This window comes from Microbulbifer agarilyticus, from assembly GCF_019800665.1.
In the GTDB taxonomy this organism is placed as follows: Bacteria; Pseudomonadota; Gammaproteobacteria; order Pseudomonadales; family Cellvibrionaceae; genus Microbulbifer; species Microbulbifer agarilyticus_C.
In genome coordinates this window covers 793,410-814,264 of the sequence record NZ_JAHVKO010000003.1, presented here as the reverse complement: position 1 = coordinate 814,264, position 20,855 = coordinate 793,410, and the positions used below count along the sequence as shown (strand labels likewise).

16 protein-coding genes and 3 tRNA genes are annotated in these 20,855 nt (G+C 54.5%); 8 read left to right on the top strand and 11 right to left on the bottom strand.

Features of this window, described 5'->3' with window-relative positions; all coding sequences use genetic code 11:
• Window positions 1–18 precede the first annotated feature (18 nt).
• The 8 genes from KUV22_RS09060 (at window position 19) to KUV22_RS09025 (ending at window position 5,303) form a co-directional block, all read left to right on the top strand.
• Window positions 19–93: transfer RNA gene (locus KUV22_RS09060), tRNA-Gln, on the top strand.
• 219 nt (window positions 94–312) lie between these two features.
• On the top strand, window positions 313–1,245 hold the full coding sequence (locus KUV22_RS09055; RefSeq protein WP_261319351.1) for a ribose-phosphate pyrophosphokinase: 933 nt from the start codon (window positions 313–315) through the stop codon (window positions 1,243–1,245).
• A gap of 251 nt (window positions 1,246–1,496) precedes the next feature.
• On the top strand, window positions 1,497–2,129 hold the full coding sequence (locus KUV22_RS09050; protein WP_222230284.1) for a 50S ribosomal protein L25/general stress protein Ctc: 633 nt from the start codon (window positions 1,497–1,499) through the stop codon (window positions 2,127–2,129).
• A 39-nt stretch (window positions 2,130–2,168) separates the two neighbouring features.
• On the top strand, window positions 2,169–2,768 hold the full coding sequence (gene pth / locus KUV22_RS09045) for an aminoacyl-tRNA hydrolase (protein ID WP_010132238.1): 600 nt from the start codon (window positions 2,169–2,171) through the stop codon (window positions 2,766–2,768).
• Between the two features lie 77 nt (window positions 2,769–2,845).
• On the top strand, window positions 2,846–3,937 hold the full coding sequence (gene ychF / locus KUV22_RS09040) for a redox-regulated ATPase YchF (RefSeq protein ID WP_222230282.1): 1,092 nt from the start codon (window positions 2,846–2,848) through the stop codon (window positions 3,935–3,937).
• Between the two features lie 135 nt (window positions 3,938–4,072).
• Complete coding sequence (locus tag KUV22_RS09035; protein WP_222230280.1) at window positions 4,073–4,987, top strand: DMT family transporter; 915 nt, start codon at window positions 4,073–4,075, stop codon at window positions 4,985–4,987.
• 128 nt (window positions 4,988–5,115) lie between these two features.
• Window positions 5,116–5,192 (top strand) — tRNA-Met (locus KUV22_RS09030).
• Between the two features lie 36 nt (window positions 5,193–5,228).
• Window positions 5,229–5,303: transfer RNA gene (locus KUV22_RS09025), tRNA-Gln, on the top strand.
• 98 nt (window positions 5,304–5,401) lie between these two features.
• Here the strand turns inward: KUV22_RS09025 and KUV22_RS09020 are convergent.
• From KUV22_RS09020 to edd, 11 genes are all read right to left on the bottom strand, one after another.
• Window positions 5,402–6,430, bottom strand: a complete 1,029-nt coding sequence (locus KUV22_RS09020) for a sulfite exporter TauE/SafE family protein (RefSeq protein WP_261319288.1) — start codon at window positions 6,428–6,430, stop codon at window positions 5,402–5,404.
• Window positions 6,431–6,457: 27 nt separating this feature from the next.
• Window positions 6,458–7,978, bottom strand: coding sequence for a tryptophan halogenase family protein (locus tag KUV22_RS09015; RefSeq protein WP_222230275.1), 1,521 nt, complete (start codon window positions 7,976–7,978; stop codon window positions 6,458–6,460).
• 5 nt (window positions 7,979–7,983) lie between these two features.
• Window positions 7,984–9,549, bottom strand: a complete 1,566-nt coding sequence (locus KUV22_RS09010; RefSeq protein WP_222230273.1) for a tryptophan halogenase family protein — start codon at window positions 9,547–9,549, stop codon at window positions 7,984–7,986.
• A gap of 22 nt (window positions 9,550–9,571) precedes the next feature.
• The gene (locus KUV22_RS09005) at window positions 9,572–10,288 is read right to left on the bottom strand and encodes a SapC family protein (RefSeq protein WP_222230271.1); all 717 of its coding nucleotides are present in this window, start codon (window positions 10,286–10,288) and stop codon (window positions 9,572–9,574) included.
• A gap of 116 nt (window positions 10,289–10,404) precedes the next feature.
• Entirely contained in the window at window positions 10,405–12,951 is a 2,547-nt protein-coding gene (locus KUV22_RS09000) for a TonB-dependent receptor (RefSeq protein ID WP_222230269.1), read from the bottom strand.
• Between the two features lie 345 nt (window positions 12,952–13,296).
• On the bottom strand, window positions 13,297–14,733 hold the full coding sequence (pyk, locus tag KUV22_RS08995; protein WP_222230267.1) for a pyruvate kinase: 1,437 nt from the start codon (window positions 14,731–14,733) through the stop codon (window positions 13,297–13,299).
• A gap of 176 nt (window positions 14,734–14,909) precedes the next feature.
• Window positions 14,910–15,923 carry a type I glyceraldehyde-3-phosphate dehydrogenase gene (gene gap, locus KUV22_RS08990; protein WP_222230265.1) on the bottom strand — a complete coding sequence of 338 codons (1,014 nt, stop codon included), beginning with the start codon at window positions 15,921–15,923 and terminating at the stop codon, window positions 14,910–14,912.
• A gap of 115 nt (window positions 15,924–16,038) precedes the next feature.
• Window positions 16,039–16,668 carry a bifunctional 4-hydroxy-2-oxoglutarate aldolase/2-dehydro-3-deoxy-phosphogluconate aldolase gene (gene eda / locus KUV22_RS08985; RefSeq protein WP_077401371.1) on the bottom strand — a complete coding sequence of 210 codons (630 nt, stop codon included), beginning with the start codon at window positions 16,666–16,668 and terminating at the stop codon, window positions 16,039–16,041.
• A 59-nt stretch (window positions 16,669–16,727) separates the two neighbouring features.
• On the bottom strand, window positions 16,728–17,438 hold the full coding sequence (gene pgl, locus KUV22_RS08980; RefSeq protein ID WP_222230263.1) for a 6-phosphogluconolactonase: 711 nt from the start codon (window positions 17,436–17,438) through the stop codon (window positions 16,728–16,730).
• Between the two features lie 46 nt (window positions 17,439–17,484).
• Window positions 17,485–18,942, bottom strand: coding sequence for a glucose-6-phosphate dehydrogenase (zwf, locus tag KUV22_RS08975; protein ID WP_222230261.1), 1,458 nt, complete (start codon window positions 18,940–18,942; stop codon window positions 17,485–17,487).
• Window positions 18,943–19,002: 60 nt separating this feature from the next.
• Window positions 19,003–20,835 carry a phosphogluconate dehydratase gene (gene edd / locus KUV22_RS08970; RefSeq protein ID WP_222230259.1) on the bottom strand — a complete coding sequence of 611 codons (1,833 nt, stop codon included), beginning with the start codon at window positions 20,833–20,835 and terminating at the stop codon, window positions 19,003–19,005.
• Window positions 20,836–20,855: the final 20 nt, after the last annotated feature.

Sequence of the window (20,855 nt, the reverse complement as noted above, 5' to 3'; positions counted from 1 at the left end):
GACTAACTGCAACTTTGCTGGGGTGTAGCCAAGCGGTAAGGCAGCGGGTTTTGATCCCGTCATGCGAAGGTTCGAATCCTTCCACCCCAGCCATTTCCTTATTTATAGGTATCCCTACCACCTTGGGGTACAGACGGAGCCTCCGGCCCGGCCGGAAAAATTGGCAACCCAGCCACAACACGACACTTGCACAACGGTCGCCCAATGAATCGGCAATACAACACCCTGCAAGCAGTTCCCGCTCCGCATTCCAGCTAATTTTTACTACTATCTTCTATCCCGACGAAAAAGGTACTCGCAGTGGCTGACTTAATGGTCTTCACCGGCAACGCAAACCCGGAACTGGCACAAAAGATTGTTGAGCATATGGCGATTCCGCTGGGGGAAGCAGTGGTTAAGCGCTTCTCCGACGGCGAGATTGCCGTGGAGATCACCGATAACGTGCGCGGCCGCGACGTATTCGTCGTTCAGTCCACCTGCCAGCCGACCAACCGCAACATCATGGAACTGATCCTGCTGGTTGACGCACTGCGCCGCGCCTCGGCCGGCCGAATTACCGCGGTAGTCCCCTACTTCGGTTACGCCCGCCAGGATCGCCGGGTTCGCTCCCAGCGTGTACCGATTTCCGCCAAAGTTGTTGCCGACATGATGGTGAGCGTGGGCATCGACCGCGTTCTGACCGTTGACCTGCACGCTGAGCAGATCCAGGGCTTCTTCGATGTACCTGTGGATAACGTTTACGGCTCCTCCGTGCTGCTCGACGATATCGAGCGCCAAAACTACGAAGACCTGGTGGTTGTTTCCCCGGACATCGGTGGCGTTGTGCGCGCGCGTGCGGTAGCCAAGAGCCTCGACTGCGAACTGGCGATCATCGACAAACGTCGCCCGGCAGCCAACGTGGCGGAAGTGATGAATATCATCGGTGAGGTCAGCGGCCGTACATGCCTGCTGGTGGACGACATGGTCGATACCGCCGGCACCCTGTGTAACGCCGCCAAGGCCCTGAAAGATCACGGCGCCAAGAAGGTTGTTGCCTACTGTACCCACCCGGTACTGTCCGGCAAGGCCATCGACAACCTGAACAACTCGGTAATGGATGAACTGGTAGTCACCGACTCCATCCCGCTGGGCGACAAAATGGAGAAAGCCCCCAAGATCCGCCAGCTCACCCTGTCCGCCATGCTGGCCGAATCCATGCGCCGCATCAGCAACGAAGAATCGCTGTCGGCGATGTTTAGATCTTAAGGGTTCCGCTCTTAAGGGCTCCGCTCCTAAAGACTCCCCCTTACAGCACCTATTAAGAGTCGACCTCGACTCCCCGCGATCTTCTCCCCATAAGCGCTGGCATTCGCTGGCGCTTACACTTAGAATACGCGCCCGCCCGGCACTGCCGGGCGTTTACTATTGGGCGTTTCAATAGATTTCGCCTGACTTATAGCAACGCCAGAAGGTTCCGGTCGCAGGTCCTTCTGGACAGACAACCTGAGGTTTACCCCATGTCTGATTTCAAACTGAATGCCAGCCTCCGCTCCGACGAAGGGAAAGGTGCGAGCCGCCGCCTGCGTCGCCTGGAAGCAAAAGTACCGGCCATCATCTACGGTGGCAAAGCTGAGCCGCAGTCCGTTTCTCTGCTGCAGAAAGACCTGTTCAAGGCCCTGGAAAGCGAATCTTTCTACTCTTCCGTAATCACCCTGAGCGTTGAAGGCAAAGAAGAAACTGTGATCCTGCGTGACCTGCAGCGTCACCCGGCCAAAGCGATCCTGCTGCACGCTGACTTCCAGCGCGTATCTGCCAACACCAAAGTACACGTAAAAGTACCGCTGCACTTCCTGAACGAAGACAGCAGCAAAGGCGTTAAGGCTGGCGGTATCGTATCTCATACCCTGAATGAGCTGGACATCACTGCACCGGCTTCCAAGCTGCCTGAGTTCATCGAAGTAGACCTGGCAGACCTGGAACTGGACGGCACTATCCACATTTCCGACATCAAACTGCCGGCTGGCGTTGAGTCTGTGGATCTGGCCCACGGTGCATCCCACGACCTGGTAGTTGCCTCTGTACACAAGCCGCGTGGCGCTGTTGAAGCCGACGCTGAAGCTGCAGAAGGCGAAGAGTCCGGCGAAGAATAAGCCGACTCTCCAAGTCGACTTCTTCTCAGGATAAGCACCTTGAGCAAGGCTCCGGACACGCCCATCCAGTTGATTGTGGGCCTGGGTAACCCAGGCCCGGAATACGACCGGACGCGACACAACGCCGGAGCCGACTTTGTCTCCGAGCTGGCCCGTATCCACGGCACCCAGCTCGCGCCAGACAGCAAGTATCACGGCCACTCCGGCCGCGTGCGGATCGGCGGGCAGGATATCCGCCTGCTGATTCCCACCACCTATATGAATCGCAGTGGCCAAGCAGTGGGCCCACTGGCGAACTTCTTCAAGATTCCCGCCGAAGCTATTCTGGTCGCTCACGATGAGCTGGACCTGCCCTGCGGTACCGCGCGCCTGAAAAAAGGTGGCGGCCACGGAGGCCACAATGGCTTGCGCGATATCATCGCGGCACTGGGAAACAACCGTGAATTCATGCGCCTGCGCCTCGGTATTGACCACCCGGGTAACGCCCGCGATGTGGCCAAGTACGTTTTGCAGCGCGCGCCCCGCACCGAGCAGGACCAGCTGGCGGAAGCCATCGATCGCGCGGTGGATGTACTACCCACCGCCGCTACTGGCGACTGGAACGGGGCAATGAAAACACTGCACACCAACTCCAAGTAGCGGCTCTTCGCTGCGAAACGTATTCAACGAAAGGCGGCACGCGCAGACGTACCAGCCACACCAACAGGATTCAGACCATGGGTTTTACTTGCGGCATCGTCGGCCTGCCCAATGTGGGCAAATCCACTCTGTTCAATGCCCTGACCAAAGCGGGCATCGACGCAGAGAACTTCCCCTTCTGCACCATCGAACCCAACGCGGGGATCGTGCCGGTACCGGACACGCGCCTGGACAAACTGGCGGAGATCGTCAATCCGCAGAAGTTAATTCCCACCACCATGGAATTCACCGATATCGCGGGTCTCGTGGCCGGTGCCTCCAAGGGTGAAGGTCTGGGCAACAAGTTCCTCGCCAACATTCGTGAGACCGACGCCATCGCCCATGTGGTGCGCTGCTTCGACAACGACAACGTTATTCACGTAGCCAACCAGGTAAACCCGGTAGCTGACATTGAAGTGATCAACACCGAACTGGCCCTGGCCGATCTGGATACCGTGGAAAAGGCGCTGCAGCGCTACACCCGCGCCGCCAAAGGCCAGGACAAGCACGCGATCAAAATGAAAGCGCTGCTGGAGAAAATTCAGCCACATCTTGACGAAGCCAAGCCGCTGCGTTCCTTCAGCCTGAGCGACGATGAACTGGCGGACCTGCGCGAGCTGAGCCTGCTTACCGTAAAGCCCACCATGTACATCGCTAACGTGGATGAAGACGGGTTTGAAGGTAACGCACACCTGGATGCGGTTGCCGCTATTGCCGCGGAAGAAAACGCGGTACTGGTGCCCATCTGTAACAAGCTAGAATCCGAGATCGCCGAACTCGACGACGATGAAAAGCTGGAATTCCTCGAAGAACTGGGCATGGAAGAACCCGGCCTGAACCGTGTAATCCGCGCGGGCTACGAGCTGCTGGGCCTGCACACCTACTTCACCGCTGGAGTAAAAGAAGTGCGCGCCTGGACTATTCCTCTCGGTGCAACCGCACCGCAGGCCGCGGGTAAGATCCACACCGACTTCGAAAAGGGCTTCATTCGCGCAGAAGTTGTCAGCTACACCGATTTCGTGGACAACAACGGCGAGGCCGGTGCCAAAGAAGCGGGCAAGTGGCGCCTTGAGGGCAAGGAATATATCGTTGCCGACGGCGACGTAGTCCATTTCCGCTTCAACGTTTAAGCCCCTCTCTTCGGCTACTTCCGCTAGCCAATTTCCGGCGGGCGCTTGACCACTTAACCCAAGCGCCTGCCGGGATAACTCGCCACCCGCGCCCCGACTGCAATGGCTGCAGCATAACCAACACCGAAGGTTGCCATGCACCAATCCAACTGGAGAGTTGGTCTTCCACTCGCCCTCACCACAGCCTTTCTCTGGGGCCTGCTGCCCATCGCCATGAAGGGGCTGATCGAGGACATGGATTCCACCACGGTCACCTGGTACCGGTTCTTCGGTGCCGCACTGTTTGCCGGGGTCTGGTATGGATGGCGCCAGGAACTGGACCTGAAAAGCCTGTTTAGCGGCAAGCTTCTCCCCTATACGGTGCTGGCCGTTGGCGGCCTGCTCGCGAACTACATCACCTATGCCACCGGCCTAAATTACATTACCCCGGGTGCACTCCAGGTCCTTATTCAGCTTGCGCCGCTACTCCTGGTGATCTTCAGCGTGTTCTGGCTCGGGGAGCGCTTTTCGCCGCGCCAGTGGGTGGGGGTCATTCTGGTTTGTGCCGGCCTGCTCATGTTCTTTAACCAACGCCTGGGTGAGCTCTGGGCCGGCGAGGATCGTGAATACCTGATTGGCGTGGGGCTGGTGGTAATCGCGGCGATTACTTGGGCTGTGTACGGGCTTTTCCAGAAAAAGATCGTCGCCGAGTCCCGCCCGCAGAACCTTCTTACGCTGATCTATGTAGCAGGCACCCTCTGCTTCCTGCCGATTTCCCACCCGGGCACCGCGCTACAGCTGGACTGGCTCGGCTGGGGGCTCCTCCTGTTCCTCACTGCCAACACCCTCATCGCCTATGGCGCTTTCGCCAAAGCCATGGAGGTATGGGAGGCCTCCAGAGTGAGCGCGACGCTCGCGCTGGTACCGTTAATGACCCTCGGATTGAGCACGATTATCGGCGCAATATGGCCGGGGTACATTGATATGGAGCCGATGAACTGGATCAGCTGGGTTGGCGCGATAACGGTTGTGCTGGGTTCGCTGCTGGCCGCCATTGGCCGTGGCCGCTGATCCACTCGGGGCAAACCGTGGCAAAAGCGCATTGCGCGCTAAGCTACTGATTAATTTACTAAAAAAGTGTTGACAGCCCCCCTAGGTCGCCCGATAATGCGCGCCCTCGGTTAGCCGAGATTGTTTGTGGCAAGGTAGCTCAGCTGGTTAGAGCGCAGCACTCATAATGCTGAGGTCGGGAGTTCAAGTCTCCCCCTTGCTACCATTTTCTTCTCGTGGTTCCAGCACCACGAAACACCACTGGGGTGTAGCCAAGCGGTAAGGCAGCGGGTTTTGATCCCGTCATGCGAAGGTTCGAATCCTTCCACCCCAGCCATCTTTATAAAAAAGGCGATTCCCTTGGGAATCGCCTTTTTTATTTGTCATCTATCTGACCTGCGCCCTGCTCATCTGAGTCTGCCAGACTCACATCTATCAAGTCGCAGCAACAACACCCTCAGCCTCGGAAGATCCAGTAAAGTCGCGCTTGCGAAGCTGCTCGCGGCGCAGCCCGAGCGATCTGAGCGCCTCAAAGCCCGCCAGACACGCAACCATTCCGAGTAGCGCCAGCGCCACCCCAGATGCGCCCAGAGAGCCCCATTCGGACACACAGGTCCATACGAACTGAACCACACACAACAGCGCCACCACCAGCAGCGTGGGCGTGCGCCCTATCAACCCCACTACAAATACCCCTAACGGCGCCCCAAGGGCCACCACAGGCGCCGCAGCGAGCCAATTGCCGAGCACTCCGGGCTGCCAGTCACCGGCAACACTCTTGACCGCAACACCGACCACGGAAGAAAACGCCATGATGACCACAGAAGTAGGAATGGCCACTTTCAGATCCACGCGGGATAACAGCACCAGCGCCGCATACACCACCATATCAATGCCGACACCGGTCACCGACACAGCGACAAACCCAGAAGCCGCCCCCAGTAGCACGCCGATACGAAAATCCTTGGGACAGCGGGGATCGCCATGGTGGTCATGGGCGGTAATCTCGCGCAGGCGATAGAGGTGCAGCAAGCCAAAGCTTCCCCAGATCACCGCAAACGTCAGCTTTACCCACAAGTCCGGCACCAGCGGAGCAAAGAACAATATTCCGAGCGGCGTAGCGATCAAACTGCCGAGCAAGGCACCGCGCAACATCGCCCAGGCAAGCGCCTGCCGACGACAAAATATATAGATACTGGCACTGACCATACCGATGGACTGCACCGCAAAACTGAAATCTCGCCCGAGACTCGCGGGCATATCAAACAGCAGCACCAGCACAGGAAATCCCACTGTACCGCCACCCATAGGGGTAGAACCGGCAGCGTAGCTACCAACGGCCATTGAGAGTGCCATGGGCCAGTGTTCGGTGACCAGAGGCCAGAGATCATTGCCGAAGACGTAAACAGCCCACAGCGAATAGAACACACCGAGCCACAGCAGCCAGGGTAAAAAACGAGACAAGGTGCACTTCATAAACTTGACCCACACTCAGCGCTGGGCGTGCACAAGCTGTAGAAACTTGTCATGCATCATTGAGGCAGTTTTCGCACGATCCACAAGCTGATCAAACCGCCCAAATATGGTGTCAACTTCCGTATCAGACATGGAAAAACGGGGAGAGGGATAATGCTGCATCCCGTAGAGCACATAACGATAGTTCGTATCCGTGAAGATACTCGCATAGCTACCCGCAAAATCCTGGTACTCACAGATTTTGTGTTTCCACAGAGGCAACCTGGAGTTCAACCAGTGACAACCCTCAACGGTCGCAGGAGCATTGCGCCAGAATTCAGAGTCATCACGATTAGACAGGCAGTAGTGCAAGACGATGAACTGCTTTAGGTCTTGGTAGAAGCCCCGCATTTTTTCATTGTATGAAGCGCGCAACACAGCACTTCCGTCATCGCCCGCCAGGTGTGTTGCCAGTAAACTCACGCCCAAGTGAATCATGTGCAGACCTGTAGACTCCAAAGGCTCGATAAAGCCCCCCGACAACCCAACTGCAACACAGTTTCCAACCCAAGTATCCTTTCGGCAGCCAACCTTCATATCCAAATGCGTACATTTGATTACGCTAGTCTCAGCCCCCAAAAAGCTGCGCAACTCACTTTCGGCCTGCTCCGGCGACAGCCGGCTACTGTCATAGACATAGCCACTACCCTGCCGATTAACCAAATCGATTTGCCAAGCCCAACCACTGGATAGCGCTGTAGCAACCGTATACGGACGCGGAGCCGCACCTTCTGGCATCTCCCGCTGAATAGCGACAGCCTTGTCGCAAGGCAAAACGTCAGAGAATGACTCCCAATTATCTTTCTGAAGTTTATCGATTAATAAACCGCGAAATCCTGTGCAATCAACAAAGAAATCCCCAGAAAAATTTCCCTGGTCCGTTGCTACAGAAAGAATCTCCCCCTGCTCAACCTCAGCATCGAGAACGGTTGCTTCAATATGGCAAACGCCTTGCTCGACCGCTTTTCGGCGAAGAAAACGCGCCAAAAGCGTTGCATCGAGATGGTAGCCGTAAGGTGCAATGGCTTGAAACTGGGGAGAGGAGCCACTTTTAGGACACTGCTCCGATTTAATTAGGTGAGAATTTAAGCTGACACCCTCATCATAGCGCTGCCGGTCAGATCGTCCGCCGACGAACCATGCCGTAGAGATATCTACCGAGCCACCGGGTTGCTGCTGGTCAAACGGATGAAAATATTCATGAGTATTACCATCAACCGGCTTCATCCAGTTACGGAACATGATCCCCGACTTGATGGTTGCATTCGTCTCTGCCATTAACTCACGTTCATCCAACCCCATGGCAGCAAAGAAAAAACGAATGCTGTGAACGGTAGCTTCACCAACCCCGATAATTCCAATATCTGGGCTTTCTATGACATTGATCTGATAGTTCTTGATATCGCGATTAAAATAGCGATTGAGGTAAATTGCGGTCATCCATCCCGCACTACCACCACCTACAATATTCAATGTTTTGATCGCGCGAGACTTCATAGGTGTTAAATTTTTTGTAGACCGTATTTTTTAATACGCTCAATAAGCACTCGGTGCTCCGGCAACGCACCTAGTAACTGCTTAGAGAACATCGAAATTTCTTGAATCCTGTTCAAAGCATCTGGCATATGCGAGTACCGTCCAGAATATTCTGTGGACAGCGCCGTCTCAAATTCCATTCCGTATAGAACGTACTGATAGTTTGCCAGATTAAAAATCCCGAATTTACTCGGAAAATCATATACGCTAGGCGGCTGAAACTTCCAGAGAGCTAACTTTTCCTGAAGCGAATCAGGAATTGAGCGCGCGTCGCAGTTATCAACCCAAAACGCATGATCCCGGCGACCACTAATGCAATAGTGCAATTTGATAAAGTCAATTACACAATCCCATGAGTACTGGACAGCCTGATTAAATTGTTTCGCCACTATCGGCATCACCGATTTGTTTGCCGGGAAAGTATCCGCGAGCATACGCGCAGTGGCATCGTAAACGAGTATGCCAGTTGCCTCTAAAGGCTCGACAAACCCCTGGGACAAACCAATCGCTACACAATTGTTTTGCCAAAAGGTTTCGCGATACCCCACTCGCATCGGGATTTTTCGAATAGATAAATCACCCTTTTGATCACCCAGATAGCCCCGAAAAACGGATTCCGCTCTATCGTGACTCGTATGATCGCTAGAGTAGACATACCCGGTACCCCGACGCTCAGATAGACCAATATCCCATACCCAACCACTTTCTTGAGCGGTGGATATAGTAAAGCTTGGAATCGGGGCATCCATGCTCTGGTGGGGTATTTGCGCAGCCAACGCATAGTCCGCAAACAATACATCGCGCTTATCTACAAACTTCACACCTAGCGACTGACCAAGTAAAAGCGAGGCAAACCCGGTACAGTCGACAAACAAATCTGCTTCCAGCAGCTCTCCCGCAGCAGTTTTAACCGCAGTAATATTTCCAGATTCTTCGCGTAAAACACTCTGCACATCGGCAAGTAAGTGCTTTACGCCCAGCCTCTCTACACCATGCCGTGTGAGTAAGCGCGCGAACTTCGCCGCATCTAGATGGTAAGCGTAACTGGTATGCCCCTCATACTCGGGCACCGTCATATCTTTGGGGCCGAGTCCACTGTCACAGACAGCACCCTGCACCGATACGGCATCCACGTAGCTACAGTCTGCTGCACCTTGCAACCAGTAAGGTGTCAAATCGCCAAACTGATTATCCGGATAATCAAAAACATGGTGGTAGTAGTCAGCACCAGGGGTGCCGGGGGGGCGGACCCAATTCGCGAACTTGATGCCCTGCTTGAATGTGGCATCACACTCACGCACGAATTCGGTTTCACTGATACCGAGGTAACGGAGAGAATCCCTAATCGCAGGGACCGTACCTTCGCCAACGCCAATCGTGGGGATATTTTCAGACTCAACCAGCGTAACCTGAACGCCAGCTGGAGAGGAGGAGGCTAGCTTTTTAGCAAGATGGCAAGCTGACAACCAGCCAGCTGTGCCACCTCCGACTATCAATACACGTTTGATTTGCTCACTGCTATCGATAGTCATGCTATTGAACTAAGTTCAAAAATTAAACACCAGCCTGCATTTTGGCCAGTCGGGAGAACTGATGCATAGAACCCAGCTGCGCGTACAGCGGCGGCAGGAAGCCACGCTTACGGAAGTCCGCAAAGTCTTCTTCGCTCAGCTCGTTCAGCTTCTTCTCATCGATCATGTAGATACCGGTCAGGTTGATCTTCTCACCACCAGCATTAACGGCAACGTTCTGAGTGGTCAGCAGGTCCTTCTCGGCCAGAATCGCAATGAAAGCCTTGGTCATCTGATCACTTTCCAGGTAGCCCACCAGAGACTCTTTCTTCGCCTTCAGGTACTCAGACTCTTCGCCTGCGTCGTCGAACAGGGCATTACCCTCTTCTTCGCCGACAACCGGGCTGTTCTCAACCAGGCCAACCATCAGTTTCTCTTTATCTTCGCCGGCAGGAGCCAGAACGAAAGGATGGTTGCGCACGGCGCCCGGAACGAAAACACCTTTCCAGTTTTCCCCATCAACAAACAGGTTTTCGCCTACTTTCAGACTCAGAAGCGCAACAGATTGGAATTGTCCAGTATCGGAGTTCTTCACGAAAACGATCGGGTATTCAGCACCCAGACGAGAGAACTCATGAGCAGTTACCGGCACCATGTGAGCCTCTTTTACGTGCTCAAAGGTCCCCAATTCACGAACTTTCAGCTTACCGTGAACATCACTGCGCAGTGGTACGATTTTTGGGGCTTCTACAGTGGCCATACAACACCTTATTCAATTGGAAGTTATTCTAAAAAGCCCGCCTAGTATATTTTTCATACGAAAAAAGGGAAGCAAAAACTTCCCTTTTTCCGTCACATCACGAAATTACTTCGCTATTAGAACTTGTAGGAAGCTCCAATATTGATGCGGCGAGCAGTTTCGTACTCATACAGCGGGAAACCGCCGGTGAAACCGCTTCCCGGAGCGGGCTCAGCATTGTTACCCAGCTGAACAGATTCTTCTGCCAGCAGGTTGTTCACGTCGAGCTTAACATCCAGGTTCTCAGTGGCATACCAAACAGCACTCAGGTCCAGGCTACCGAAATCGTCGTGCAGACGATTACCGTATGCACCGGACTCACGAATCATATACTCACTGCGCCAGTTGTATGCAACACGAGCGGAGAACATGTCATTTTCGTAGTAACCAGTCAGGTTATACACGTTCTCAGAGCTATCACTCAGGAACGGATTACCATCGGTGAAGGTTGCTTCATCGGTATCCGTATCTGTCCAGGTGTAGTTCACGATAGCGCCAAAACCGTTACCGAAGTCTTGCTGGTAACCCAATTCGATACCAGTGATCTCAGCACTTTCGCCGTTGTCTTTTTCCTGAACAGTCCAACCGAAGGGCACTTCACTATCAGGCAGCTCGAACGGAATCTCGCTGGCGGAAGCACTGTACTCGCTGATGGTTACAAAGTTGCTAACGTCTTTGTAGAAGATACCACCAGAGATCAGGGAGCCTTCAGCAAAATAGTACTCGACACCCAGGTCAAACTGGTTAGCTAGGAAAGGCTCCAGACCAACGTTACCGACTACCCAGAACTGGTTGTTGTCGATTTCGTCATTAGCGCCGATGGGGCTCGGGTTAACGTACATGTCTACGTACTGCGGACGAGCCATTACTTTGGCGGCGGCAGCGCGAACAATAACATCGTCACTCAGGTTGTATGCCAGGTTAAAGCTCGGCAAAACAACAGAGTAGTCAGCATCGGTTTCAGTGCGCACACCATCAATGTAGTAAGTGGAGGTAGCGTCGGTAGTTACATAGCGCAGACCGAAGTTACCGCGTACATCACCCACCTCGTAGGTAGCCATGGCGTAGATTGCAGAGTTAGTCTCGTCAATCTCGCTGTAGGAGCCCAGATCCTCAACCTTGCCGGTGATAGAGGATTTGGCCCATGCCTTCAGTGCGTCAGCGTTCATGCGAGGAATCTGGTAGCTGCCAGCACCCGCATCGATAGCACCGTTGATGATACCGTCGGTAGAGATTACCGGATCGAAACCATCGGCCTGAGTGAACACAAAACGACGGCTGGTGGAGTTATGATCGGCTGTCTTAATACCGGTTTTGATGGAATTGACCGCACCAAACTCTACATCAAACTCAACATCTGCCTGGAAGTAGCTTTCTTCGTCGGTTTTCGGAGTCGCATTGAAATTGGCACCGGTACCCATTACCAGGGAGCCCGGATCATAGCTGCCCATATCGAATCCGTTCAGATCCCAAGACTGGCCGCCACCGAAGAAATCGTAGCTAGCGCCGTCCAGTGCAAAGCCGCCGGAACCGTCGTCTACAACCATTTCAAAATCGGTACCACCGGTAGAGGAAGTAGAACCCGCCTGGAAGCTCGCCTCGTAACCCTCACCAGAGTAAGTCACGGACAGGTCGACCACGTCGGAATTCATGGTCGCTTCACGCGGACGCGCTTGCAGGTAAGCCACGTTCAACGGACCACGCGCAGTAGTACCATTGATCTGGTCTGCGGGATCAACGTCAACGCCACACCAGCCACAGTTACCCTGAGTCAGCCACAGCGCGTAGTTGGTGTTATCGGCTTCCATCTGCATATCGATGGCATTCAGCACGATATCCAGGTTTTCAGTAGGCTGGTACTGGAAAGTAGCATTCAGTGCAGAGCGCTTACGCTCCTGCTCAAACGCAACTGGACCGGCACCCCACTCCCAGAACGCTTCGTTACCTTGACGCTGCAGCAGACGCTCTTGGGAAACGGCAGAAACCAGGACACCGAAGGTCTCAGAATCATTTTTCCAGCTAGCCAGACCAGAGAACTGCGGATCGGTGGAATCGGAATCGGACTGACGGGAAGCTTCTACAGAAGCCTGGAGAGTCAGAGGATCAAGATCCAGAGGCTTGCGGGTATTGATAACTACGGTACCACCCACACCGCCTTCAGCGATGTCAGCTTGGGAGGTCTTGTACACTTCGATGTTGCCAACCAGCTCGGAAGGCAGCAGTTCATAGTTGAAGCTACGCTTGGCGGGCTCCAGTACAAACCAACCGGTAGACGCAACGTTCTGGCCGTTCAGCGTGGTAAGAGTCAGGTCATTCCCGGCACCGCGGATAGATACCGCTGCGCCTTCACCGAACTGGCGCTGGATAGTTACGCCAGGAACGCGCTGCAGAGATTCTGCAACGTTTTTGTCTGGGAACTTGCCAATATCTTCAGCAGAGATCGCGTCCACAATAGAGTAGGAGTCGCGTTTGGTGCTGATTGCATCTTGCAGAGCTCCACGAATACCAGTAACGGTAACTTCTTCGAGAGCGTCAGTTTGCTGGGCAACTGCCAGCGGAGCCATCAGGCCACCGCTCAGTACAGCCGCACTGATCGAGAGAGCGAGTTTGTTGCGCTTAAGCATCGATTTCCCCTTCCTTTTTTATAGATATAAAGGTTTGGTTAGAAATTTTTTATTCACCTTGTACCGCCAAATGATAGCGCTGTCATTTGATAGCTTTGATAGCGCTGTCATTCTCACGATCGACAATACACACTCTGAAAAGAAAAAGCTACCGCTCGGGAGGGAAAATATCTGGGTAATTGTGGTATTTCTAAGCTCACTAACTGTCATTTGTGACAGTTCCAAGTGAGATTTACTCGGAATTCGAGCCATCGCAGTACAAAATTTGTACAGATCAATTTGAGCAACCACCCACAAAAAACCCCGGCAGTGCCGGGGTTTTCAAACGACAGGTCAAACTCGACCCTATTCGATTTCCTTGATGCGCATGGAGCTGGTGCCGCCGCCCATGTTCAGGCGCTCACCCTGGGTAATCAGGATACGCTGGCCCTTTTCCAGGTCGATACGGGAGCCCAGCACCTCAACGATCGCATCGGTCAGATGGCCGAGCGGCACAGACGCCGGGTCAAACTCGATCGGCTCCACACCACGCAGCAGTACCAGCTGGCGGGCAACACGCGAGTGACGGGTCATTGCAAAGATTGGCAGCTGGCTGGTGGCACGAGACATGATACGCGGGGTACGACCGGACTCGGTCAGTGCCGCTACCGCACACAGGTTCTCAACGCGCGCCGCAGACTCAATTGCTGCCTGAGCAATCACGGTATCGATGGTCTCGGAAGAAGAGCGATCCGCAGCCGGGCGGGAGGTAGTGCCCAGGTACTGCTCAGCACCTACAACCACTTCCGCCATGGACTCTACTGCTGCTACCGGGAAGTCGCCAGCGGCGGTTTCCGCGGACAGCATCACCGCGTCGGTACCATCCAGAACTGCGTTGGCCACGTCCATCACTTCAGCGCGGGTCGGGGTCGGATTGGTGATCATGGACTCCATCATTTGAGTCGCAGTAATCACGCCGCGGTTCAGTTCATTGGCGCGGTTGATCAGTTTTTTCTGCACACCCACCAGCGCTGAATCACCGATTTCTACACCCAGGTCACCACGGGCCACCATGATTACGTCAGACGCCAGGATAATACCGTCCATCTGTTCGTCATCGTTGACCGCTTCGGCGCGCTCCACTTTGGCGACGATCGCGGCGTTACTGCCCGCTTCACGCATCGCCTTGCGAGCGATCTCCAGGTCTTCCCCGCTGCGCGGGAAGCTCACTGCGAGGAAATCCACATCCAACTCGGCGGCGAGTTTGATATCACCGTAGTCTTTTTCGGTAAGCGCCGGCGCAGACAGGCCACCACCGAGCAGGTTAATGCCCTTGTTGTTGGACAACTTGCCACCCTGCAGTACGCGACAGAACAGCTTGCTATTGGTGCCACCAGTAACTTCCAGACGAATCTTGCCATCGTCCAACAGCAGAATATTACCCGGCTTGCAGTCTGCAATGAGCGAAGGGTAATCGACACCCACACGCTGCTGGTTACCGCCCTCTTTCGGGCAATCGGCGTCGAGGGTGAACTCGGCGTTATTTTCCAGGAAGATACTACCTTCCGCGAAACGGGCAATTCGAATTTTGGGGCCCTGCAGGTCGCCCAGAACAGCAACCAATTTGTTTTGCTCTGCTGCGGCGCGGCGCACTTCTTCCACACGCTTGCGGTGGTCATCGGCACTGCCGTGGGAAAAGTTCAGGCGCACAACATTTACGCCGGCGCGGATAATCTCGTCAATTACACGCGGCTTGTCAGTGCCCGGGCCGAGTGTGGCAACAATTTTTGTATGGCGAATCATAGTGGTGGTTTTTGTATTTGAATGTGAAGTGAGACCGATTCATTGTGGTCGCAGTCATCGTTGACCGCTTACCTTGCTAGCAAACCCGCTAGCAAGATCAAAAATAGGCCCGGGTAAGTCTTGCACTCACCCGGGCTGGATAACAAAACGTTATCAGGCTGCTGTTACAGAAGTAATTACAGACCTTGCGCTTTGGCCATGGCCAGGCTGGTGTCGAGCATACGGTGAGAGAAGCCCCACTCGTTGTCGTACCAGGACATCACCTTCACCAGATTACCGTTTACACGGGTGTGGTTGGCGTCAAAGTGGCTGGAAGCTGCAGTGTGGTTAAAGTCCACAGAAACCAGAGGCTGATCGCAGTACGACAGCACACCACCTTTCATGGTGCCGGCAGCGTCCTGCAGAATCGCATTGATTTCATCTGCAGTGGTTTCGCGGCTAGCAATAAACTGGCAGTCGACCAGGGAAACATTGTTCACCGGTACACGTACCGCCATGCCATCCAGCTTGCCCTGCAGTTCCGGCAGTACCAGACCTACCGCGGCAGCCGCGCCGGTCTTGGTCGGAATCATGTTGTCTGCAGCTGCACGTGCACGATAAATGTCTTTGTGCACCGCATCCTGGGTGTTCTGATCGTTGGTATAGGCGTGCACAGTGGTCATAAAGCCACGCTCGATACCAATCGCTTCGTTCAGTACCTTGGCAACCGGGGCCAAGCAGTTAGTGGTACAGGAAGCGTTGGACACAACTTTGTGCTCTGCAGTCAGTTTGTCGTCGTTCACACCGTAAACCACGGTCAGATCGGCATCCTTGGAGGGAGCAGAAATCAGTACTGCTTTTGCACCGGCTTCCATGTGCTTGGAGGCTGCGGCCTTGTCGGTGAACAGGCCGGTACACTCAAGTACCAGATCCACTTCCAGCTCCGCCCATGGCAAGGCGGCCGGGTCGCGCTCCTGGCAAACCTTCACGGTATCGCCGCCAATAACCAGGTTCTCACCGTCGACCACTACTTCAGTATTGAAGCGGCCATGTACGGTATCGAAGCGAGTCAGGTGGGCATTGGCTTCCACCGGTGCCAGATCGTTAATCGCAACCAGCTGGATACGGTCGTTATAGCCAGACTCGTAAATTGCACGAGTGACATTGCGGCCAATACGTCCATATCCGTTAATAGCAATTCTGAGTTTCATATCGCTACACCCTTTGTCTTGTAAAGTTTATGAATTTTGTATCGCGACGCTGAGTGCAAATTCCCCCCCAGCGCTTTGTCTTAATCTAGAAATTCTCGAATCCGTTTAGACTGAATCAGCCTTTCAACTGGGACGCCTCTTTCGCGAGACGTGTGATCTCAGCCCAGTTCTTTTCTGCTACCAGTTTCGGAGCCGCCATCCAGGAACCGCCAACACAGACAACGTTGGACAGGTTCAGGTAATCCATCGCATTTTTGGGGCCAATGCCGCCGGTGGGGCAGAACTTCACTTGGCCCAGAGGACCGCCAATGGATTTCAGCATCGGCACACCACCGGCAGCTTCCGCAGGGAAGAATTTCTGGTAGCCATAACCACGCTCCAGCAGACGCATAACGTCAGAAGGATTGGCAGCACCCGGCAACATGGGTACCGATACATCGGCAGCGGCATCCAGCAGAGCGTCGGTGGCACCCGGGCTCACCATAAAGGTCGCGCCGGCATCCACAGAGCGGCGGATGTCACCAGCATTCAATACGGTGCCGGTACCTACGTGCGCATCAGGAAGATGCTTGGCAATTTCTTCTACTGCAGCCAGCGCAGCTTCAGTGCGCAGAGTGACTTCCAGTACGTTCAGACCACCTTCTACCAGTGCCTGCGCCAGGGGCAGTGCATCGCTGACGTTGTCGATCACGATTACCGGCACTACGCCAGCCTGTTCCAATACGGGTACAAGAGTCTCTTGCATGGTCAATTCCTAAAACTCGCCTAATTCGTTGTTATTTAAATGGCCCAGGGCCCGATACATTAAGGTGCCCAGTACACTGTGACCGGTTTCGATCCCTGCTTGAGAATGCTGCGTACTGGCATCTCCAGCACGTCATCGCCCAGCAGTGCCTGGCGATATACTTTCAGCTTCTCTTCACCGGAGATCAGCAGTTTGATTTCTTTTGCCTGCAAAATTGCGGCAAGTGTCAGCGTCATGCGTTCTGTGTGCACACCGGTGACCGCGCTTTGCTTGGCAGTGATGGCTTTACACAGCTTTTCGCTTTTCGGGTCGAGCGCTTCTTCCAGTCCTTCCGCGTAGGGAAAGAAGGAAGCGGTATGGCCATCGTTACCCATGCCCAGTACACACACGTCGAAAGGACGCGGCAATTCTTGGAAGGCGCGTTCACAATCTGCCTCACCTGCGGCCGGCGTGGCGGCGGCATTTTTCATACCCAGACACGGTGCCTTGGCCGCTTCGTTTTGCAGCAGGGTATTTGAAATAAATGCCAGGTTGCTGCCCGCTTCGTCCTTCTCGACCCAGCGCTCATCCACCAAGGCTACGTTGACCTTCTCCCACGGGAGTGGTCGACGAGACAGTTCGCGATAAACCGGTTCGGGCGAACTTCCGCCGCTCACCAGGAACGTCGCCTGACCATTTTCTTTGATACCTTCGTGCAGAGCGGCAGCGCACTCATTGGCGAGCGCCAGTGTCAGGCGCTCTCTATCTGCAAAAAACTTTTCTTCAACCATGTCTTATGACCGATATTGAAATTAACTCTTTCACTAACTATTTCGATTAAGGGTTAAACCAGTGGTGGCCATTTTCCGCCAGCAATTGGTTGGAGGCCTGTGGCCCCCAGGTACCCGCGCGGTATAGCTGCGGCTGGTTGTTGGTTTCGCGCCAGCGATCCATGATGGGATCGACCCACGCCCACGCCGCAGCGACCTCATCGCGATGGATAAACAGCGCGGAGTTATTCGCCGCAGCATCCAGCATCAGGCGCTTGTAGGCATCACTCTTGAAGCTGTCGTAGGTTTCAGACAGTGACAGGTTCAACTCAACCGGTTGCAGCTCCATGGTGAGGCTGTCCATCTTCTTCGCCATCAGCACCATCTTGATGCTCTCCTCCGGCTGCAGGCGAATCACCAGGCGGTTTGGCAATACCTCTCCGGCTTCCGGCTGATACACACTGTGGGAAACGTTCTTGTATTGAATAACGATTTCCGCGCAGCGCTTTTCCATACGCTTACCAGTGCGCAAATAGAACGGCACGCCGGTCCAACGCCAGTTGTCGATGTGTGCGCGAATGGCAACGAACGTTTCGGTTGTACTATTCGGAGCCTTCAATTCTTCCAGATAGCCGGGTACCAGCTCTTTACCCAAGCCGCCAGCAACGTACTGACCGCGCACGATATTTTCATCTACGTCATCGCCGGTCAGCGGACGCAGGGCTTCCAGCACCTTGATTTTTTCGGAGCGGATATTGCGGGCAGACATGCTGTTGGGCGATTCCATCGCAATCAGGCACAGCAACTGCAACAGGTGGTTCTGCACCATGTCCCGCATTGCACCAGTATCATCGTAAAAACCGGCACGCCCCTCGAGGCCCACGGTTTCATTAATGCTGATCTGGATCTGATCAATGGTCTTGGCGTCCCACAGGTGCTCAAACAGCACATTGCTAAAACGCAGCGCCAGCAAGTTCTGAACCGTTTCCTTACCCAGGTAGTGGTCGATGCGGAAAATACTTTCTTCGCGGAAGTACTCTGCGATTTTGCTGTTAATTTCGTCGGAAGTTTTGGCGTTGTAACCCAGCGGCTTCTCTACCACGACACGGGAGTTTTCGTGAATCAAACCTTTGACAGACAGGTTTTCACAGCAGGGACCAAATACGGCCGGCGGAATCGCCAGATAAAACAGGCGGGTGCGCTCTATATCGTTGCCCAGCAGATCGACCAATACATCCCACTGCTCGTCGGGCTTGGAGATATCCAGCGCTACCGCACGCAGCAGCGGACTGAAGGCTTTCCATTGCTTATCCGAGTACTCACCGTTACGCAGGTGGGTTTTCAGCGCCTGCTGTGCGGTATTCATGTAAGCATCGGCATCTTCCGCGCGACGACATACCGGGAAAATGCGGGTGCCCTTGTCGAGGCCACCTTCGATAAATGCGCGGTACAACGCGGGAATTAATTTGCGCAGTGACAGATCTCCGCCGCCACCAAACAGTACCATGTCGAATGCTTTTGCCATTGCTCTGCTCTCAAACAAAGACGCGGGCATCTGTTTTTACAGACCCCGCGTGAATTTCAGTTAAAAAAGAATGCTGCCACCGGTTTCTGCGCCGCTCGCAAGCTTGCGCATATTGACAAACAGGTCGCGACCCATGCCTGTGTCATTACCAGACAAATCGCATTCCGCTGGCGCTCGTGCCGCCAGCTCTTCATCACTTACATGTACTTTGAGAACACCGGCTTCCGCATCGAGTTCGATGAGGTCGCCATCTTGAATTTTGGCAACCATGCCGCCTTCCAGAGCTTCTGGAGACAGATGGATTGCCGCTGGTACCTTGCCAGACGCACCAGACATGCGGCCGTCGGTAACCAGCGCTACCTTGAAGCCACGATCTTGCAGAACGCCGAGAGACGGCGTCAGTTTATGCAGCTCCGGCATGCCATTCGCTTGCGGGCCCTGGAAGCGCACGACCGCCACAAAGTCCTTTTCCAACTCGCCCGCTTTGAACGCATCCAGAAGGTCATCCTGGCTGTTAAACACCACAGCAGGAGCGGTCACTTTCAGTTGCGGTGATTTCAGTGCAGACACCTTGATCACACTGTTACCCAAGTTGCCTTTCAACAACTGCAGGCCACCGTGGCTTGAGAACGGATCGTTCGCCGGGCGGATAATGTCAGGGTTACCAGACTCTTCCGCGGTCGGGCGCCATACCAGGCCAGTCTTGTCATCATTCAGGAATGGGTCGTAGGTATAAGACTCCATACCGGAATCCCCGAGCACGGTGCTAACGTCGTTGTGCAGCAAACCGGCACCCAGTAATTCACGAATCAGGAATTGCATACCACCTGCAGCCGCAAAGTGGTTGATGTCGGCGGTACCATTCGGGTAAACGTGGCACAGCAGCGGTACGACTTCAGACAGCTCGGCCATATCCTGCCAGGTAATCTGGATACCGGCGGCGCGCGCCATCGCGATCAAGTGCATGGTGTGGTTGGTGGAGCCACCGGTGGCATGCAGGCCGACAATGCCGTTCACAAATGCTTTTTCGGTAAGGATCTTGGCAATCGGGGTGTAGTTGCTGGGCTCGGAAATCTGCACCAGCTGTTTCACGGCAGAGTGGTTCAGCGCATCGCGTAATTCCGTACCCGGATTCACGAAGGAGCTGCCCGGCAACTGCAGCCCCATGATTTCCACTAGCATCTGGTTACTGTTGGCGGTGCCGTAGAAGGTGCAGGTACCGGCACTGTGATAAGAAGCGCTTTCCGCTTCCAACAGTTCCTTACGACCTACCTTGCCTTCGGCATACAACTGGCGAACGCGCACTTTTTCCGAATTTGACAGACCGGTAGGCATCGGACCAGCGGGGACAAATACCGCAGGCAGGTGACCAAATGACAGAGCGCCAATTACCAGCCCTGGAACAATCTTGTCGCAGATACCGAGGTACAGGCCACCATCGAACATGTCGTGGGACAGAGAAATAGCCGTGGCCATGGCAATGACATCACGGGAAAACAGTGACAGCTCCATACCCGGCTGCCCCTGGGTCACGCCGTCACACATCGCCGGCACACCACCGGCAACCTGCGCGGTTGCGCCATTGCGCAGCGCTTCGGCCTTCAACATTTCCGGGTAAGCGCCGTATGGCTGGTGCGCCGACAACATATCGTTGTAAGCATTAATGATCGCCAGGTTTGGCCCCTGTCCGGATGCGATCAGATTTTTATCGTGATCGCTGGAAGCCGCCATCGCATGCGCCAGGTTCCCGCAAGCGAGATTGTGGCGCGCCCGGCCTTTGCCCTGCGCGCGCTCAACCTGAGCCAGATACTTGGCCCGGGTTTCTTCACTGCGGCGAATGATCCTGTCGGTCACCGCCTGTATGCGACTGTTTACCACTGTTTGGTTTGCCATTTTTGATCAACTCTTCGTTT

Bases quoted from the DNA above. Each gene is read 5' to 3' on its own strand.
- KUV22_RS09055 (WP_261319351.1), top strand. From the start codon at position 313: ATGGTCTTCACCGGCAACGCAAACCCGGAACTGGCACAAAAGATTGTT.
- KUV22_RS09050 (WP_222230284.1), top strand. From the start codon at position 1,497: ATGTCTGATTTCAAACTGAATGCCAGCCTCCGCTCCGACGAAGGGAAA.
- ychF (WP_222230282.1), top strand. From the start codon at position 2,846: ATGGGTTTTACTTGCGGCATCGTCGGCCTGCCCAATGTGGGCAAATCC.
- KUV22_RS09035 (WP_222230280.1), top strand. From the start codon at position 4,073: ATGCACCAATCCAACTGGAGAGTTGGTCTTCCACTCGCCCTCACCACA.
- KUV22_RS09015 (WP_222230275.1), bottom strand. From the start codon at position 7,978: ATGAAGTCTCGCGCGATCAAAACATTGAATATTGTAGGTGGTGGTAGT.
- KUV22_RS09010 (WP_222230273.1), bottom strand. From the start codon at position 9,549: ATGACTATCGATAGCAGTGAGCAAATCAAACGTGTATTGATAGTCGGA.
- KUV22_RS09005 (WP_222230271.1), bottom strand. From the start codon at position 10,288: ATGGCCACTGTAGAAGCCCCAAAAATCGTACCACTGCGCAGTGATGTT.
- KUV22_RS09000 (WP_222230269.1), bottom strand. From the start codon at position 12,951: ATGCTTAAGCGCAACAAACTCGCTCTCTCGATCAGTGCGGCTGTACTG.
- pyk (WP_222230267.1), bottom strand. From the start codon at position 14,733: ATGATTCGCCATACAAAAATTGTTGCCACACTCGGCCCGGGCACTGAC.
- gap (WP_222230265.1), bottom strand. From the start codon at position 15,923: ATGAAACTCAGAATTGCTATTAACGGATATGGACGTATTGGCCGCAAT.
- eda (WP_077401371.1), bottom strand. From the start codon at position 16,668: ATGCAAGAGACTCTTGTACCCGTATTGGAACAGGCTGGCGTAGTGCCG.
- pgl (WP_222230263.1), bottom strand. From the start codon at position 17,438: ATGGTTGAAGAAAAGTTTTTTGCAGATAGAGAGCGCCTGACACTGGCG.
- zwf (WP_222230261.1), bottom strand. From the start codon at position 18,942: ATGGCAAAAGCATTCGACATGGTACTGTTTGGTGGCGGCGGAGATCTG.
- edd (WP_222230259.1), bottom strand. From the start codon at position 20,835: ATGGCAAACCAAACAGTGGTAAACAGTCGCATACAGGCGGTGACCGAC.